This is a genomic window from uncultured Microbacterium sp., assembly GCF_945952435.1.
GTDB lineage: Bacteria > Actinomycetota > Actinomycetes > Actinomycetales > Microbacteriaceae > Microbacterium.
The window spans coordinates 116,133-131,802 of record NZ_CAMFHZ010000003.1 but is presented as its reverse complement, the minus strand read 5'-3'; the positions used below and the strand labels follow the sequence as shown (position 1 = coordinate 131,802).

10 protein-coding genes and 1 tRNA gene are annotated in these 15,670 nt (G+C 69.4%); 1 reads left to right on the top strand and 10 read right to left on the bottom strand.

The annotated features are described in order from the left end of the window. Positions 1-14: 14 nt before the first annotated feature. The 4 genes from Q0P88_RS02410 to polA form a co-directional block, all read right to left on the bottom strand. A complete protein-coding gene (locus Q0P88_RS02410) occupies positions 15-788 on the bottom strand; it encodes an SGNH/GDSL hydrolase family protein (protein WP_295010693.1) in 774 nt (257 codons plus the stop codon). 39 nt (positions 789-827) lie between these two features. Continuing rightward, the gene (locus tag Q0P88_RS02405) at positions 828-1,862 is read right to left on the bottom strand and encodes an LLM class flavin-dependent oxidoreductase (RefSeq protein ID WP_295010691.1); all 1,035 of its coding nucleotides are present in this window, start codon (positions 1,860-1,862) and stop codon (positions 828-830) included. A 69-nt stretch (positions 1,863-1,931) separates the two neighbouring features. Then, positions 1,932-3,617, bottom strand: a complete 1,686-nt coding sequence (locus Q0P88_RS02400) for a DUF885 domain-containing protein (protein WP_295010689.1) — start codon at positions 3,615-3,617, stop codon at positions 1,932-1,934. Between the two features lie 38 nt (positions 3,618-3,655). Then, the gene (gene polA, locus Q0P88_RS02395; RefSeq protein WP_295010687.1) at positions 3,656-6,289 is read right to left on the bottom strand and encodes a DNA polymerase I; all 2,634 of its coding nucleotides are present in this window, start codon (positions 6,287-6,289) and stop codon (positions 3,656-3,658) included. 102 nt (positions 6,290-6,391) lie between these two features. Here polA and Q0P88_RS02390 point away from each other — a divergent pair, with 102 nt between their 5' ends. After that, on the top strand, positions 6,392-6,766 hold the full coding sequence (locus tag Q0P88_RS02390) for a hotdog fold thioesterase (protein ID WP_295010785.1): 375 nt from the start codon (positions 6,392-6,394) through the stop codon (positions 6,764-6,766). Between the two features lie 42 nt (positions 6,767-6,808). Here the strand turns inward: Q0P88_RS02390 and Q0P88_RS02385 are convergent, their stop codons facing one another. From Q0P88_RS02385 to gltB, 6 genes are all read right to left on the bottom strand, one after another. Continuing rightward, on the bottom strand, positions 6,809-7,351 hold the full coding sequence (locus tag Q0P88_RS02385; protein WP_295010685.1) for a GNAT family N-acetyltransferase: 543 nt from the start codon (positions 7,349-7,351) through the stop codon (positions 6,809-6,811). A 4-nt stretch (positions 7,352-7,355) separates the two neighbouring features. Further along, complete coding sequence (locus Q0P88_RS02380) at positions 7,356-7,982, bottom strand: ANTAR domain-containing response regulator (RefSeq protein WP_295010683.1); 627 nt, start codon at positions 7,980-7,982, stop codon at positions 7,356-7,358. 31 nt (positions 7,983-8,013) lie between these two features. After that, positions 8,014-8,096: transfer RNA gene (locus Q0P88_RS02375), tRNA-Leu, on the bottom strand. Between the two features lie 96 nt (positions 8,097-8,192). After that, complete coding sequence (gene pyk / locus Q0P88_RS02370; RefSeq protein WP_295010682.1) at positions 8,193-9,638, bottom strand: pyruvate kinase; 1,446 nt, start codon at positions 9,636-9,638, stop codon at positions 8,193-8,195. A gap of 54 nt (positions 9,639-9,692) precedes the next feature. Continuing rightward, positions 9,693-11,156: a glutamate synthase subunit beta gene (locus Q0P88_RS02365; protein WP_295010681.1), complete on the bottom strand. Its 1,464-nt coding sequence runs from the start codon at positions 11,154-11,156 to the stop codon at positions 9,693-9,695. Then, a complete protein-coding gene (gene gltB / locus Q0P88_RS02360) occupies positions 11,149-15,666 on the bottom strand; it encodes a glutamate synthase large subunit (RefSeq protein ID WP_295010680.1) in 4,518 nt (1,505 codons plus the stop codon). The genes Q0P88_RS02365 and gltB overlap by 8 nt, the downstream gene beginning before the upstream one ends. Positions 15,667-15,670 lie beyond the last annotated feature (4 nt).

Genomic DNA, 15,670 nt, shown 5'->3' with positions numbered 1-15,670 from the left:
TGGAGATCGGTCGATCAGGCCACGGCGGGGGCGGACGGGACGATCTCGGTCCACGTCGCGAATTTCGGACGTCGCCCGTCACCCGAGGAACGGCCGGTCACCCGGCGTCGGATCCACGGGCCGACGTGGCGTCGGTAGTACGCCCCCGTTCCCAGTCGTTCGGTCGTCGGAAGCGTCGCGGCACTCCACCATTCGGCGGGCGCCCCGGCCCCCAGCGCGTCGAGCACCCGCGCCGCGACCCGGTGGTGGCCGAAGGCGTTCATGTGCAAGCGGTCCTCGGCCCAGTAGGCGGGACGGCTGAGCTCGCGATCGGGCCAGTTCAGCGCCTGGACGACATCGGAGCGATCGGCGATGCGCCGGAGTACGGCGGCGGAGAGCTCATCACCACGACGCTGGATCAGGGAGGCGAGCGGCAGCTGTGCGGAGGGATTCGCGCCCGACAGGACGATCAGGGTCACTCCGGCCTCGTCGCAGCGGCGCAAGACGCGCGTGAACGCGTCGGCGATGTGCTCGATGTCGGCGCGCGGTCGAAGCATGTCGTTGCCGCCCGCGTTGAAGGACAGATGAGTGGGCTTCAACGCGAGAGCCGGTTCGAGCTGCTCCTCGACGACCGGCCACGCCAGCTTTCCGCGGATCGCGAGGTTCGCGTACGAGATCGGAGCGCCGATCGCGTCCGCCCACCCCTGCGCGGCAATGTCCGCCCACCCTCGGACGTGGCCGTCGGGCAGCTCGTCACCGACACCCTCGCTGAAGGAATCTCCGATGGCGACGAAACGGACGACGGTCATCCCCCCAGCCTACGACCGCGCAGCACCGCGCTTCTCGCGTCAGCCTTCCGCGAGCAGAGCGCGCACGCGCGGAACGACCTCGGTCCCGTACAGCTCGATGCTGTGCAGGAGCGCCTCGTGCGGAAGGGATCCGGTCGCGTACTTGAGATCGAAGCGTCCGATGCCGAGCGTGCGAACGGTGTCAGCGATCTTGGCCGCGACGCGCTCGGGCGATCCCGCGTACACGGCTCCTTCGGGCCCGACCTCGTTCTGGAACTGCGCGCGGCTGTACCCGGTGCCCCACCCGCGCTCCGCGCCGATCGTGTTGCGCATGTGCTCGAACGCGGGGTACGCGATGCTCCACGCCTCGTCGTCCGTGTCCGCGATATGTCCGGGTGAGTGCACCGCGATCGGGAGCGCAGGATTGCCGAAGGAGTCGACGGATCGGTGGTAGAGGTCGACGAACGGGCGGAAGCGCGCCGCTGGACCGCCGATGATCGCGAGCATCAGTCCGAGGCCATGCCGCGCGACCCGGACGACGGACTCGGGCGAACCGCCCACCCCGACCCAGGCGCGCATCCCGTGCTCGGTCTTCGGGAAGACATCGGCGCGGTCGAGGGGTGCTCGCACGGACCCTTGCCAGGTGACGGGCTCCTCCTTGAGGAGCTCGACGAACAGGTCGAGCTTCTCCTCGAAGAGCCGGTCGTAGTCGCGCAGGTCGTACCCGAACAGGGGGAAGGACTCGGTGAACGAGCCGCGCCCGAGCACGACCTCGGCCCGGCCGCCGGAGAGCGCATCGAGCGTGGCGAACCGTTCGTACACGCGCACGGGGTCGTCGGAGCTCAGCACGGTGACCGCGGTGCCGAGCCGAAGGCGCTCGGTGCGCGCGGAGATGGCTGCGAGGACCATCTCGGGGCTCGAGACGGCGAAGTCACGGCGGTGGTGCTCCCCCACCCCGAAGAAATCGATGCCCACACGGTCTGCCAGTGCCGCCTGCTCGACGATGTTGCGGATCGTCTGCGCCCCGCTCAGCGGCTTCCCGTCGGCGCCGATCGTGATGTCGCCGAACGTGTCCAATCCGAACTCGATGTCCATCCGAGCCCCTTTCTATTCACATGAATGAACCAGGGCAGACCTGTCGGCATTCCCGCCGTCTGCGTGCGCTCAGGGCGTGCGGAAGACGCTGCGCAGCGTGTCGAGGCCGACACCGCCGATGTCGAGGGCGCGCTTGTGGAAAGCCTTGATGTCGAACGCCTCGCCCTCACGAGCCTTGACGCCGTCCCGGACCTCCTCCCAGATGCGCTGCCCGACCTTGTACGACGGCGCCTGACCGGGCCAGCCGAGGTAGCGGTTCACCTCGAACCGGCGGAACTCGTCGGACATGTTGACGTTGCGACGCATCATCTCGAGCGCGTAGTCGTGGTCCCAGACCCCCTCGCCGTCGAGGCGCGGCTTGCCGAGGTGCACGCCGATGTCGAGGACGACCCGCAGGGCGCGCATGCGCTGCCCGTCGAGCATGCCCAGTCGATCCGCGGGATCGTCGAGATAGCCCAGCTGCTCCATGAGCCGCTCCGCGTAGAGCGCCCATCCCTCGGCGTGGCCCGAGGTGCCCGCCAGCACGCGCCGCCAGGTGTTGAGCTCTGCCCGGTTGTACGTAGCCTGCGCGATCTGCAGGTGATGGCCGGGAACCCCCTCGTGGTACACGGTGGTCAGCTCGCGCCAGGTGTCGAACTCCGTGACGCCCTCCGGAACCGACCACCACATGCGTCCGGGCCGGGAGAAGTCGTCTGTCGGACCCGTGTAGTAGATCCCGCCCTCCTGCGTCGGGGCGATCATGCATTCGAGGCGCCGGATCTTGTCCGGAATGTCGAAGTGCGTCGCTCCGAGCTCGGCGATCGCCCGGTCGCTGGTCTCCTGCATCCACCGCTGCAGCGCCTCGGTTCCGACCAGCTTGCGCGCGGGGTCCGCTTCGAGGTGGGCCACCGCCTCCTCCACCGTGGCGCCGGGGAGGATCTCGTGGGCGATCGCCGTCTGCTCGGCGATCATGCGGTCGAGCTCCTCGCGCCCCCACTCGTAGGTCTCGTCGAGATCGATCGTCGCACCGAGGAAGCGCCGCGACGCGAGGGCGTAGAGGTCCCGGCCCACGGCGTCCTGCTCGACTGCGGCCGGAGCGAGCTCCGCCGTGAGGAACGTCCGCAAGCCGTCGTAGGCGACACGGGCTGCCGCGGAGCGATCCGCGAGCTCGCGGGCGAGACTCGCCGGCAGGGACCCCTCCTCCGGGGCGGCATCGGCCACGAACGCCGCGAAGAAGCCGTCGTCAGCGGTATAGCGGGTGATCTGCGTCGCCACCTCGACGACCTGACGGCGCGCCGGCACCACCCCGCGGGCGATGCCCTCCCGCAGCGTCTCGATGTAACCCTCGAGCGCCGCGGGCACGGCGGCCAGCCGCTCGGCGACCACCCCCCAGTCGTCCACGGTCGCCGTCGGCATGAGGTCGAACGCCTGACGCACGTCCTGCGCGGGAGAGGCGATCACATTGAGGTCGCGCAACTGCCACTCGGCGTCGTGCTGCTCCAGGCTCAGGCGCAGTTCGGACGACAGATCGGTCTTGGTCACGCGATCGATCTCGTCGACCGGCTCCGCGGCATCCAGCTCCGCCAGCACACGTCGGGTCTCCCCGACGGCCCGCTCGTGACCCGCGGGGCTGAAGTCGTCGAGACGGGGATTCTGCTCGTTGCGCCCGATGTACGTGCCCAGGATCGGCGACAGGTCGGCGAGGGTGTCCACCCAGTCCTCGGCGATGCGATCGATGGCGGAGGGCGTGCGCGGCGTCGGCTGCTCTGCGGTCATCCTCCGAGCCTATCCACGGATGCCCCCGCCGCCGAGGATCAGTGCGCGGCCTCGTTCCAATCCGCGCCGCGCCCCACCTGCACCTCCAACGGCACCGACAGCGACGCGGCACCGCCCATGCGGTCTCGCACGATGCGCTCCGTGGCGTCCCACTCCCCCGGGGCGACCTCGACCACGAGCTCGTCGTGGATCTGCAGGAGCACGCGGGACGCGAGCTGTTCGTCGCGAAGATCTTCGTGGATCCGGAACAGGGCGATCTTCATGATGTCGGCCGCGCTGCCCTGGATCGGCGCGTTGAGCGCCGCCCGCTCCGCGTTCTCCCGGAGCACACGGTTCGGGCTCGCCAGGTCGGGGAACGGCCGCCGCCGCCCGAAGATCGTCTCGGTGTAGCCGACCTCTTTCGCCGCGATCACCGAGGCGCGCAGGTAGTCGCGGACGGCACCGAAGCGCGCGAAATACTCCATCATCAGCTGTTTCGCCTCGGACTGCTCGATGCGCAGCTGCTTGGACAGGCCGAAGGCGCTCAGCCCGTAGACGAGACCGTAGGACATCGCCTTGACCTTGGTGCGCATCGCAGACGTGACGTCTTCGGGCTCGACACCGAAGACGCGCGCGCCCACGAATCGATGCAGATCCTCCCCCGAGTTGAAGGCTTCGATGAGGCCCTCGTCGCCCGAGAGATGCGCCATGATGCGCATCTCGATCTGCGAGTAGTCGGCGGTGAGCAGCGTCTCGTACCCCTCGCCGACCTGGAACGCGCTGCGGATCCGCCGCGACTCCTCGGTCCGCACCGGGATGTTCTGCAGGTTCGGATCCGTGCTGCTGAGCCGGCCGGTCTGGCTGCCCGTCTGCACGTACGTCGTGTGGATGCGGTGGTCCGCCCGGATCGCCGTGTCGAGCGACTCGATGATCTGACGCAGCTTCGTGGCCTCCCGGTGCTGCGAGAGCAGTTCGAGGAAGGGGTGCGGGTTCCTCTCCTGGATGTCGGCGAGCGATGCCGCATCCGTCGAATAGCCCGTCTTCGTCTTGCGCGTCTTGGGCAGGTCGAGCTGATCGAACAGCACCTCCTGCAGCTGTTTGGGTGAGCCGAGGTTGACCTCGCGGCCGATCACCGCGAACGCCTCCTCCGCGATGCCCGCGGCGCGCTCGCCCAGCTCGTGGGAGAAGCCGGAGAGGATGTCGTGCGACACCGCGACGCCGGCGAGCTCCATGTCGGCGAGGGCGATGAGCGTGGGCAGCTCGATCTCGCGCAGCACCGCGTCCACGCTCTCCGGGACGTCGGCGCGCAACGCCGTCGCGACCCGCGCCGCGAACCAGGCGAGCTGCGCCGGCGAGGCGCCTTCGGTCTCCGGAACGAGCTGCGTCGGGTCGGACTCGGGGAGCTTCTCCCCCAGGTAGCGGTCGACGAGATCGGCCAGGGTCTTGTCCGGATAGCTGGGACGCAGCAGCCACCCGGCGAGGTTGGTGTCATAGGCGAGACCGCCCAGCCGCGCCCCCTCCGTCGCAAGAGCCTTCACCTGCGGCTTGGCGTCGTGCAGGATCTTCGGTGCGTCGGAGGCGAGCCAGTCCGCGAGCGCGGCCTGCGTCGCCTCCGACCAGTTGGCCTCGAGCAGATCCTCGCCGTGGGCGAGGCCGATCCGCTGCGGCAGCCCGCCCGTCGAAGCCACCTCCACGGCGATCTCGCCCGTGGCCATGGACAGCCAGGCGCCGAGGTCCGCCGGCGACAGCTCGCGGACCTCCGGCACCTCGACGACCGCCGCTGCGGACTCCTCCGGCGCGTCCTCGCCGACCGCCTCGAAGACACGCGGAAGGAGCGTGCGGAACTCGAGTCGGGCGAAGATGTCGCGCACCGCCTGGGCGTCGATCGTCGCGACGGCGAGATCGGAGGGACCGACCGGCAGCTCGACGTCCTGCAGGAGACGGTTCAGCTTGCGGTTGCGGCGCACGTCCTCGATGTGCTCGCGCAGATTGCCGCCGACGACGCCCTTGATCTCACCCGAGCGCTCGAGCAGCTCGTCCAGGGAGCCGAACTGGGTCAGCCACTTGACCGCGGTCTTCTCGCCCACCTTCGGCACGCCGGGCAGGTTGTCACTGGTCTCGCCGACGAGCGCGGCGATGTCGGGGTACTGCTCCGGGCGCACCCCGTAGCGCTCCTGCACCGCGGCCGGGTCGTATCGCTTGAGCTGCGAGACCCCCTGGACGTTCGGGTACAGCAGCGTCACCTCGTCGTTCACGAGTTGGATGGTGTCGCGATCGCCCGAGACCACGAGCACGTCGTAGCCCTGCGCGGAGCCCTGTGCGGCGAGGGTCGCGAGGATGTCGTCGGCCTCGATCCCTTCCTTCGTGAGCACCGGGATCGACATCGCCGCGAGGCAGTCCTGCAGCAGCGGGATCTGACCGCGGAACTCGGACGGCGTCTCGGACCGCGTGGCCTTGTACTCCGGGTACTCGTCGGTGCGGAAGGAGTGGCGGGAGGTATCGAAGGCGATCGCCATGTGCGTGGGACGCTCGGCCTTGATGAGGTTCACCAGCATGGACAGGAAGCCGTAGATGGCGTTCGTGTGCTGGTTGTCCTTCGTCGTGAAGTTCTCCACCGGCAGGGCGAAGAACGCCCGGTATGCGAGCGAGTGGCCGTCGACGACCATGAGGGTAGGCTTTGCGGAGTCCGTCACACCTCCAGCCTAACGAGGACCACGGACATCACTTCGAGGAGGATCCGCGTGAGCGACGACGTGCTGCCCGGCGACGGACTGGAGTGGGCCGCCGCCCGGGGCATGGGCGCCCTCGCGGAGAAGATGGGCCTGAGCTGGGTCGAGTTCTCGATCGATCGATGCGTCGCGACGATGCCGGTCGAGGGAAACACCCAGCCGGTCGGACTCATGCACGGCGGCGCCTACGTCGTGCTCGGCGAATCGCTCGGATCGATGGCGGCGAATCTGCACGCCGGGCCCGACCGCCTCGCCGTGGGCCTCGACATCAACGCCACGCACACTCGCTCGGCGACGAGCGGCCACGTCACCGGGGTCTGCACGCCGATCCACCTCGGACGCAGCGTCACGGTGCACGAGATCGTCGTCAGCGACGATCGCGGCCGACGGTGCTCGACCATCCGGATCACCAACATGATCAAGGACCTGCCCCGGGGCTGAGTCCGGGCAGCGGGGCGGGAGCCGGCCAGGGACGGACCCCGCTCAGGACGGCGAGTCGGCCAGGATCCGCTGGAACAGCAGGTGGTCCTGCCACTCCCCGGCGATCCGCAGATAGCGGGGCGCGCAACCGATCTCGCTGAACCCGGTCGCGCGCAGCACCCGCTGCGAGGCCGCGTTGTGCAGCAGCGTCGCCGCCTGGATCCGGTGCAGCCCCCACTCGTCGCGGGCCCGCCGAGCGACTTCCGCGACGGCACGCTGCGCGAGCCCCCGCCCGGTCAACGTGGCGTCGATCCAGTACCCGAGGTGACAGCTGTCGAAGGCGCCGCGGACGACGTCGCTGAGGTTCACCCGCCCGACGATACGCTCCTCGTCATCGGAGAGCACGTAGGCCGCGCTGCGGCCGACACTCACTTCGCGAAGGGTGTGCGAGACGGCTCTCGTCTGCCGGGACGCGGTGTAGAAGTCCTCCGTGCGCGCGGGCTCCCAGGGAGCGAGGTGCGCACGATTGCGGCGGTAGGCTGTGGCGAGCGGGGCGCCATCGCCGGGACGCAGAGGACGGAGCCGGATCCCGGAACCGAGATCCACGCGGTTACTTCTTGGGGGCCAGCTGCTCGATGATCGCCTTCGCGACGTCCTGCATGGTGAGGCGGCGATCCATCGACGCCTTCTGGATCCAGCGGAACGCCTCGGGCTCGCTGAGTCCCATCTTCTCGTTGAGCAGGCCCTTCGCCCGGTCGACGAGTTTGCGGGTCTCGAAGCGCTCGACCATGTCGGCGACCTCGGCCTCGAGCGTGATGATCTGCTCGTGACGGGCCAGAGCGATCTCGATCGCGGGAAGAAGGTCGTTGGGCGTGAACGGCTTGACGACGTACGCCAGCGCGCCCGCCTCGCTCGCACGCTCGACGAGCTCCTTCTGGCTGAACGCCGTCAGCAGCACCACCGGTGCGATGTTGCCCTTGTGCAGCTTCTCGGCGGCGCTGATGCCGTCCAGCTGCGGCATCTTCACGTCCATGATGACCAGGTCGGGACGCAGCTCGGTCGCCAGCTGCACCGCGGTCTCGCCGTCTCCGGCCTCGCCGACGACGTCGAACCCGTTGTCGCGGAGGATCTCGACGATGTCGAGGCGGATCAGCGACTCGTCCTCGGCGACGACCACGCGTCGCGGGGCGGACGAGGCGGGCTGCTCAGGCTGCTGCTCTTCGGTCACGGATTCCATCCTATCGGTGCACGCTGTGCGAAGTGTTCTGTACCGGCGGTGGGACTCGAACCCACATGCCCTTTCGGACAAAGCATTTTGAGTGCTCCGCGTCTGCCATTCCGCCACGCCGGCCCGGATCGACTGTACCGTACGTGCCGCGACGCCCGGGCGCGCCGCGGCACGAGGAGGGGCCGGCCCCCGTGTGGAACCGGCCCCTCCTCGTGTCCGCTACCTGGCCTGGTAGGCCGGTGCTGCGCCGCTCGCGGCGTCGCCCACCTGGTGGATGCGGACGTCGTTCGTGGATCCGACGATCCCGGGAGGGGATCCGGAGATCACGACGACCTTGTCGCCCTCCTCCGCGAGACCGGTGCCGAGCAGGTGCTCGTCCACCTGGTGGAACATCATGTCGGTGTGCGTGACCTCGTCCACGAGCGTCGTGTGGATGCCCCACGTGACGGCCATACGACGACGGATCGCGGGATCCGGCGTGAACGCGAGCATGGGGATGCGCGGACGCAGCCGGGAAAGACGCCGGGCGGAGTCGCCGGACTGCGTGAAGACGCAGAGGAACTTCGCGTCGACAAACTCGGCGACCTCCAGCGCGGCGAGCGTGATCGCGCCGCCCTGGGTGCGCGGCTTGGTGGTCAGCGGATGGATCCGCTCGAGGCCGTGCTCCTCGGTCGACTCGACGATGCGCGCCATGGTCTCGACGACCACGACCGGGTACTCCCCCACGCTGGTCTCGCCCGAGAGCATGACCGCGTCGGCGCCGTCGAGGACCGCGTTGGCGACGTCGCTGGTCTCCGCACGGGTCGGGACGGGGCTCGAGATCATCGACTCGAGCATCTGCGTGGCGACGATGACGGGCTTCGCCATGCGTCGGGCCAACTCGACCGCGCGCTTCTGCACGATCGGCACGGCCTCCAGCGGGAGCTCGACGCCGAGGTCGCCGCGGGCGACCATGATGCCGTCGAAGGCGTCGACGATCTCCTCGAGCGCGTCGACGGCCTGCGGCTTCTCGATCTTCGCGATGACGGGGACGCGGACGCCCTCCTCCGCCATGATCTCGTGCACGCGGTCGACATCGGCGGCGTTGCGCACGAAGGAGAGGGCGATGAGGTCGGCGCCCGTGCGCAGGCCCCACCGGAGATCCTGCTCGTCCTTCTCGCTCAGCGCCGGGACGCTGACCGCCACGCCCGGCAGGTTGATTCCCTTGTTGTTCGAGACGGCGCCGGCGACGACGACGCGAGTCGTGACGACCGTGCCATCGGTGTCGATCACCTCGACGCGCACCTTGCCGTCGTCGATGAGAAGGAAGTCTCCGGGCTTGACGTCCTGGGGCAGCCCCTTGAAGGTCGTTCCGCAGATCTCCTTGTTGCCGAGGATGTCCTCGGTGGTGATCTTGAAGATGTCGCCGACGGCGAGCTCGTAGGGACCGTTCTCGAACCTGCCGAGGCGGATCTTCGGCCCCTGCAGGTCGACGAGGACGGCGACCGCGCGCCCGGAGTCGTCGGCGGCGCGCCGCACGTTCGCGTAGTTGTTCTCGTGCACGGAGTAGTCCCCGTGGCTGAGGTTCAGTCGAGCGACGTCGACGCCGGCGTCGATGATGGCCCGCACGGTCTCGTAGGTCGAGGTTGCGGGTCCAAGAGTGGCCACGATTTTGGCACGTCTCAAAGCGTTCTCCGGAATGTTCAGTGATGGATGAAGGGCCACGCTGCCGGGCTCAGCCTACGCGGGCTGGATCCCGATAGCGACATCAGACGGGCGGACGGGCGTGGGCAGGACCGTGGTCCCCATGAGGTGGCGATCGACCGCCGCGGCGGCCGCCCGGCCTTCGGCGATCGCCCACACGATGAGCGACTGCCCTCGTCCGGCGTCTCCGGCGACGAACACGCCGGGAACCGTCGAGCTGTAGTCCTCGTCGCGGCGGAACACGCCGCGCTCGGTGCGCTGCGGCTCCTCGGATCCGAAGTCCTCGTACTCGGGACCCGTGAATCCCATCGCGATGAGGACGAGATCCGCCGGGATCTCCCGCTCGCTGCCGGTGCGCGGCACGCGCCGGCCGTCCACGAACTCGGTCTCGGCCACCCGCAGCCCGCGGACCTCGCCGGCCTCGTTGCCGAGGAATTCGACGGTCGAGGCCAGGTACTGCCGCTCGCCGCCCTCCTCGTGCGCGGAGGAGACCTCGAACACCGTCGGCATCATCGGCCACGGCTGGTGGTCGGGGCGCTGAGCGGACGGCTGACGGCCGATCGCGAGGTTCGTGACGCTGAGGGCGCCCTGGCGGTGCGCGGTCCCGATGCAGTCCGCACCGGTGTCGCCGCCGCCGATCACGATGACGTGCTTGCCCTCCGCGCTGATCTGGTTGGCCACGGGGTCGCCGGCGACGACCTTGTTCGACTCGACCAGGTACTCCATCGCGAAGTGCACGCCGTCGAGATCGCGGCCGGGGATGGCCAGGTCGCGCGGCAGGGTCGACCCGGTGGCGATGAGGACCGCGTCGTAGCGGGCACGCAGGTCGTCCCACGCGATGTCGGTGCCGATGTCGACGCCGGCGCGGAACCGGGTGCCCTCCTCGGACATCTGGCGGAGCCGCGCGTCGAGGTGCGACTTCTCCATCTTGAAGTCGGGGATTCCGTAGCGCAGCAGTCCGCCGATGCGGTCGTCGCGCTCGAACACCGCGACCGTGTGACCCGCGCGGGTGAGCTGCTGCGCGGCCGCGAGCCCCGCGGGACCCGATCCGACGACCGCGACCGTCTTGCCGGTCAGGCGCGCGGGAGGCTCGGCCTCGACCCAGCCGGCGGAGAAGGCCTGGTCGATGATCGAGACCTCGATCTGCTTGATGGTCACGGCGGGCTGATTGATCCCCAGCACGCAGGCGCTCTCGCAGGGCGCAGGGCACAGCCGCCCGGTGAACTCCGGGAAGTTGTTGGTGGCGTGCAGACGCTCGATCGCCGCACGGCCCTCGCCCCGCCAGGTGAGGTCGTTCCACTCGGGGATGAGGTTGCCCAGGGGGCAGCCCTGGTGACAGAACGGCACGCCGCAGTCCATGCAACGGCCGGCCTGGCGGCGGACCACGGCCGAGTCGCCCGGCTCGTAGACCTCCTTCCAGTCCATGATGCGGACCGGAACGGGTCGACGGGCGGGGAGCTCGCGCTCCGTGACGGTCAGAAAGCCCTTGGGATCAGCCACCGGTCACCTCCAGGATGCGGGTCCAGACGATGGAGCCGTCGGGGTCGATCCCCTCGGCCTCTGCCTCGGCGCGCGTGCGCAGCACGGCGGCGTAGTCGCGCGGCAGGATCTTCGTGAACGAGGCGGCGAAGTCGTCATCGGCCAGGATCTCGGCGGCGAGCGGGGATCCCGTGCGTTCGACGTGCTGCGCCAGCAGCTCGCGCAGCTCCTGCGCGTCCACCTCGTCCAGCGGGAGCAGTTCGAGCTCTCCGGAGTTCAGCGACAGCGGATTGACGCGCTCCTCGTGCAGGTCGCGGATGTACGCGACACCGCCGGACATCCCGGCACCGAGGTTGCGGCCCGTGCTGCCCAGGATCACCGCGACACCGCCGGTCATGTACTCGAGCGCGTGGTCGCCCACGCCCTCGGCCACGGCCGTCGCACCGGAGTTGCGCACGAGGAATCGCTCGCCGACGACGCCGGAGATGTGGATCGTGCCGCTCGTCGCGCCGTAGCCGATCACGTTGCCCGCGATCACGTTGCGATGCGGCTCGAAGGTCGCCGCACGATGCGGACGGATCGCGATCTCGCCGCCGGACAGCCCCTTGCCCACGTAGTCGTTGGCGTCTCCCTCCAGGCGCAGCGAGATGCCCCGCGGCAGGAACGCGCCGAGCGACTGCCCGGCCGTGCCGTGCAGGGTGATCTCGATCGTGCCGTCGGGCAGGCCTTCTCCCCCGTGCCGCGAGGTCACGGCATGGCCGAGCATCGTGCCGACCGCGCGTTCCGTGTTGCGGATCGGCAGATCGAAGCGGATCGGCGCGCCGGTCTCGAGCGCGTGATGCGCCTTCTTCAGCAGCGGGGCGTCGAAGTGCTTGTCGAGCTCGTGATCCTGCGTGCGGGCACTGCGGCGCGGCTCGTCGGCGGGGAAGGCGGGGCCCTCCAGCACCGGGGCGAGATCGAGACCGTCGGCCTTCCAGTGGCGGATCGCGGCGTCGGTGCGCAGCAGCTCCGTGCGGCCCACGATCTCCTCGAGGCTCCGGAAACCGAGCGCGGCGAGGTGCTCGCGCACCTCCTCGGCGATGAACTCCATGAAGTTCACGACGAACTCCGGCTTGCCGGTGAACCGCTCGCGGAGCACGGGGTTCTGCGTCGCGACGCCGACCGGGCACGTGTCCAGGTGGCAGACGCGCATCATGATGCAGCCGGAGACGACCAGCGGGGCCGTCGCGAACCCGAACTCCTCCGCACCGAGAAGCGCGCCGATGATGACGTCGCGGCCCGTCTTGAGCTGGCCGTCGACCTGCACCACGACGCGATCGCGCATGCCGTTGAGCATGAGGGTCTGCTGCGTCTCGGCGAGTCCGAGCTCCCAGGGCGTTCCCGCGTGCTTGAGGGAGTTGAGCGGGCTCGCACCCGTGCCGCCGTCGTGCCCGGAGACGAGGACGACGTCGCTGAGCGCCTTCGCGACGCCGGCCGCGACCGCGCCGATCCCGGACTGGCTCACGAGCTTGGTGTGGATCCGAGCGCCCGGATTCGCGCGCTTCAGGTCGAAGATCAACTGCTTGAGATCCTCGATCGAGTAGATGTCGTGGTGCGGCGGAGGCGAGATCAGTCCGACGCCTGGCGTCGCGTGGCGGGTGCGCGCGATCCACGGGTACACCTTCTGCGGCGGCAGTTGACCACCCTCGCCCGGCTTCGCGCCCTGGGCGAGCTTGATCTGGATGTCGTCCGCAGCGGTCAGGTACTGACTCGTGACGCCGAACCGGCCCGAAGCGACCTGCTTGATCGCGCTGCGCCGCTCCGGATCCACGAGGCGTTCCGGATCCTCGCCGCCCTCACCGGTGTTCGACTTCGCGCCCAGACGGTTCATCGCGATCGCGAGCGTCTCGTGCGCTTCCTGAGAGATGGAGCCGTAGCTCATCGCTCCGGTGGAGAAGCGCTTGACGATCTCCGAGACCGGCTCGACCTCGTCGATCGGCACGGGCGGCCGCTCCCCCGTGCGCAGCTCGAACAGGCCGCGGAGGGTCTTCAGCTCCTTGGCCTGATCGTCGACGAGCGTCGTGTACTCGCGGAACACGTCGTAGCGACGGGTGCGGGTCGAGTGCTGCAGGCGGAAGACCGTCTCCGGATTGAAGAGGTGAGGGGATCCGTCCCTGCGCCACTGGTACTCGCCGCCGGTCCAGAGTCGTTCGTGCGCGCGCGCCGCGGCGTCCTCCGGGTACGCGAAGTCGTAGCGGGCCTGGTTCTCGGCGAACACGTCGTCGATCCCGATGCCGCCGAGCTTGGTCTCCGTGCCCGTGAAGTAGGCGTCGACGAACTCCTGGCTGAGGCCCACGGCCTCGAACACCTGCGCTCCCGCGTAGGAGTTCACGGTCGAGATGCCCATCTTCGACATGATCTTGAGCACGCCCTTGCCGAGCGCGTAGATGAGGTTGCGGACGGCCTTCTCCGGCGTGATGCCGGTGATGTACCCCGTGCGCACGAGGTGCTCGACCGTCTCCATCGCGAGATAGGGGTTCACGGCCGACGCACCGTAACCGATGAGCGTCGCGACGTGATGCACCTCGCGCACGTCTCCGGCTTCGACGATGAGGCCCACCTTCATCCGGTTCTCGCGGCGGATGAGGTGATGGTGCACCGCGGAGAGCATGAGCAGCGACGGGATCGGCGCGAGGTCCTTGTTGGAGTCGCGGTCGCTGAGGATGATCAGCTCCGCGCCCTGCGCGATCGCCTCGTCGACCTCCGCGCACATCTCCTCGAGCCGCGTCGCGAGCGATTCGGGGCCGGCATCGAAGTGGTACAAACCCTTGATCGTCGCGCTCGAACGCTCCGGCAGCGCGCGATCGATCGCACGGAGCTTGGCGAGCTCGTCGTTGTCGATGACGGGGAAGTCCAGCACGATCGTCTGGGCGTGGTCCGCTCCCCAGTGCAGCAGGTTGCGCTCGGGGCCGAGGCCGACCGCGAGGTTGGTGACGACCTCCTCGCGGATCGCGTCCAGGGGCGGGTTGGTGACCTGCGCGAACTGCTGGACGAAGTAGTCGAAGAGCAGGCGAGGGCGGTCCGCGAGCACGGCGATCGGCGCATCGCTGCCCATCGCGCCGAGCGGCTCGGCACCGGTCTGCCCCATCGGCGTGAGCAGGATCCGCACCTCCTCCTCGGTGTAGCCGAAGGTGCGCTGACGACGGGTGATCGAGGCGACCGGATGCACGATGTGCTCGCGCTCCGGCAGATCGGCGAGGCGGACGCGCCCTTCGTCGAGCCACTCCTGCCACGGGTGCAGTGCGGCGAGGTCCCGCTTGACCTCCTCGTCCTCGACGATGCGGCGCTGCGCGGTGTCGACGACGAACATGGTGCCCGGCTGCAGTCGTCCTCGACGCTTGATGCGTTCGGGCGCGAACTCCAGGACGCCGGTCTCGCTGCCGATCACGACGAGGCCGTCGGTCGTCTCCGTCCACCGGCCGGGGCGCAGGCCGTTGCGGTCGAGCGTGGCACCCACGACGGTGCCGTCGGTGAAGATGAGCGCGGCAGGGCCGTCCCACGGCTCCATCTGATTCGCGTGGTACTCGTAGAAGGCGCGCAGACCAGGGTCCAGGTCGGTCTGGCGTTCCCAGGCCGCCGGCACCATCATCATGACGGCGTGCGGCAGGCTCCGCCCGGTGAGGGTGAGGAGTTCGAGCACCTCGTCGAACGAGGCGGAGTCGCTCGCCCCATCCGTGCAGATCGGGAGCAGGGGGCGGATGTCGCCGAGCAATTCCGACTCCAGCTGCGACTGACGTGCGCGCATCCAGTTGCGGTTGCCGCCGACCGTGTTGATCTCACCGTTGTGGGCGAGCATGCGCAGCGGCTGCGCGAGGGGCCAGGACGGGAACGTGTTGGTCGAGTACCGGGAGTGCACGACGGCGAGCTCCGACGCGAAGCGCTCGTCCTGCAGATCGGGGTAGAACGGCTCGAGCTGGAGGGTCGTGACCATGCCCTTGTACCCGAGCGTGCGGGCGGAGAGGGAGACGAAGTAGGCGTCGAGCTCGTGCCCTGCGCGCTTGCGCAGACGGTAGGCGACGCGGTCCAGGGCGATCCCGGACAGCGCCTCGCCGCTCTCGGTCGCGGGACGCGAGACGAACAGCTGCTCGAACGCCGGACGTGCCTCGTCGGCGAGCTTGCCGAGGTGCGCGTTGTCCGTGGGGACGGCGCGCCAGCCGAGCACGGTCAGCCCCTCCTGCGCGGCGATCCGCTCGATGCCGGCCTTCTGCGCACGCCGTGCGCTGGAGTCGCGAGGCAGGAAGGCGAGGCCGGCCGCGTACTCGCCGACCGGCGGCAGGGCGAAGGGGACGACTTCGCGCAGGAACGCGTCCGGCATCTGGGTGAGGATCCCTGCGCCGTCGCCCGTTCCGGCGTCGGAACCGATCGCACCGCGGTGCTCGAGGTTGCGCAGTGCCTCGAGTGCGAGCGCGATGATGTCGTGGCCGGGCTCCCCGCGGAGCGTGGCGACCATGGCCAGGCCGCACGCATCCTTCTCGAACGCGGGGTTGTACATCCCC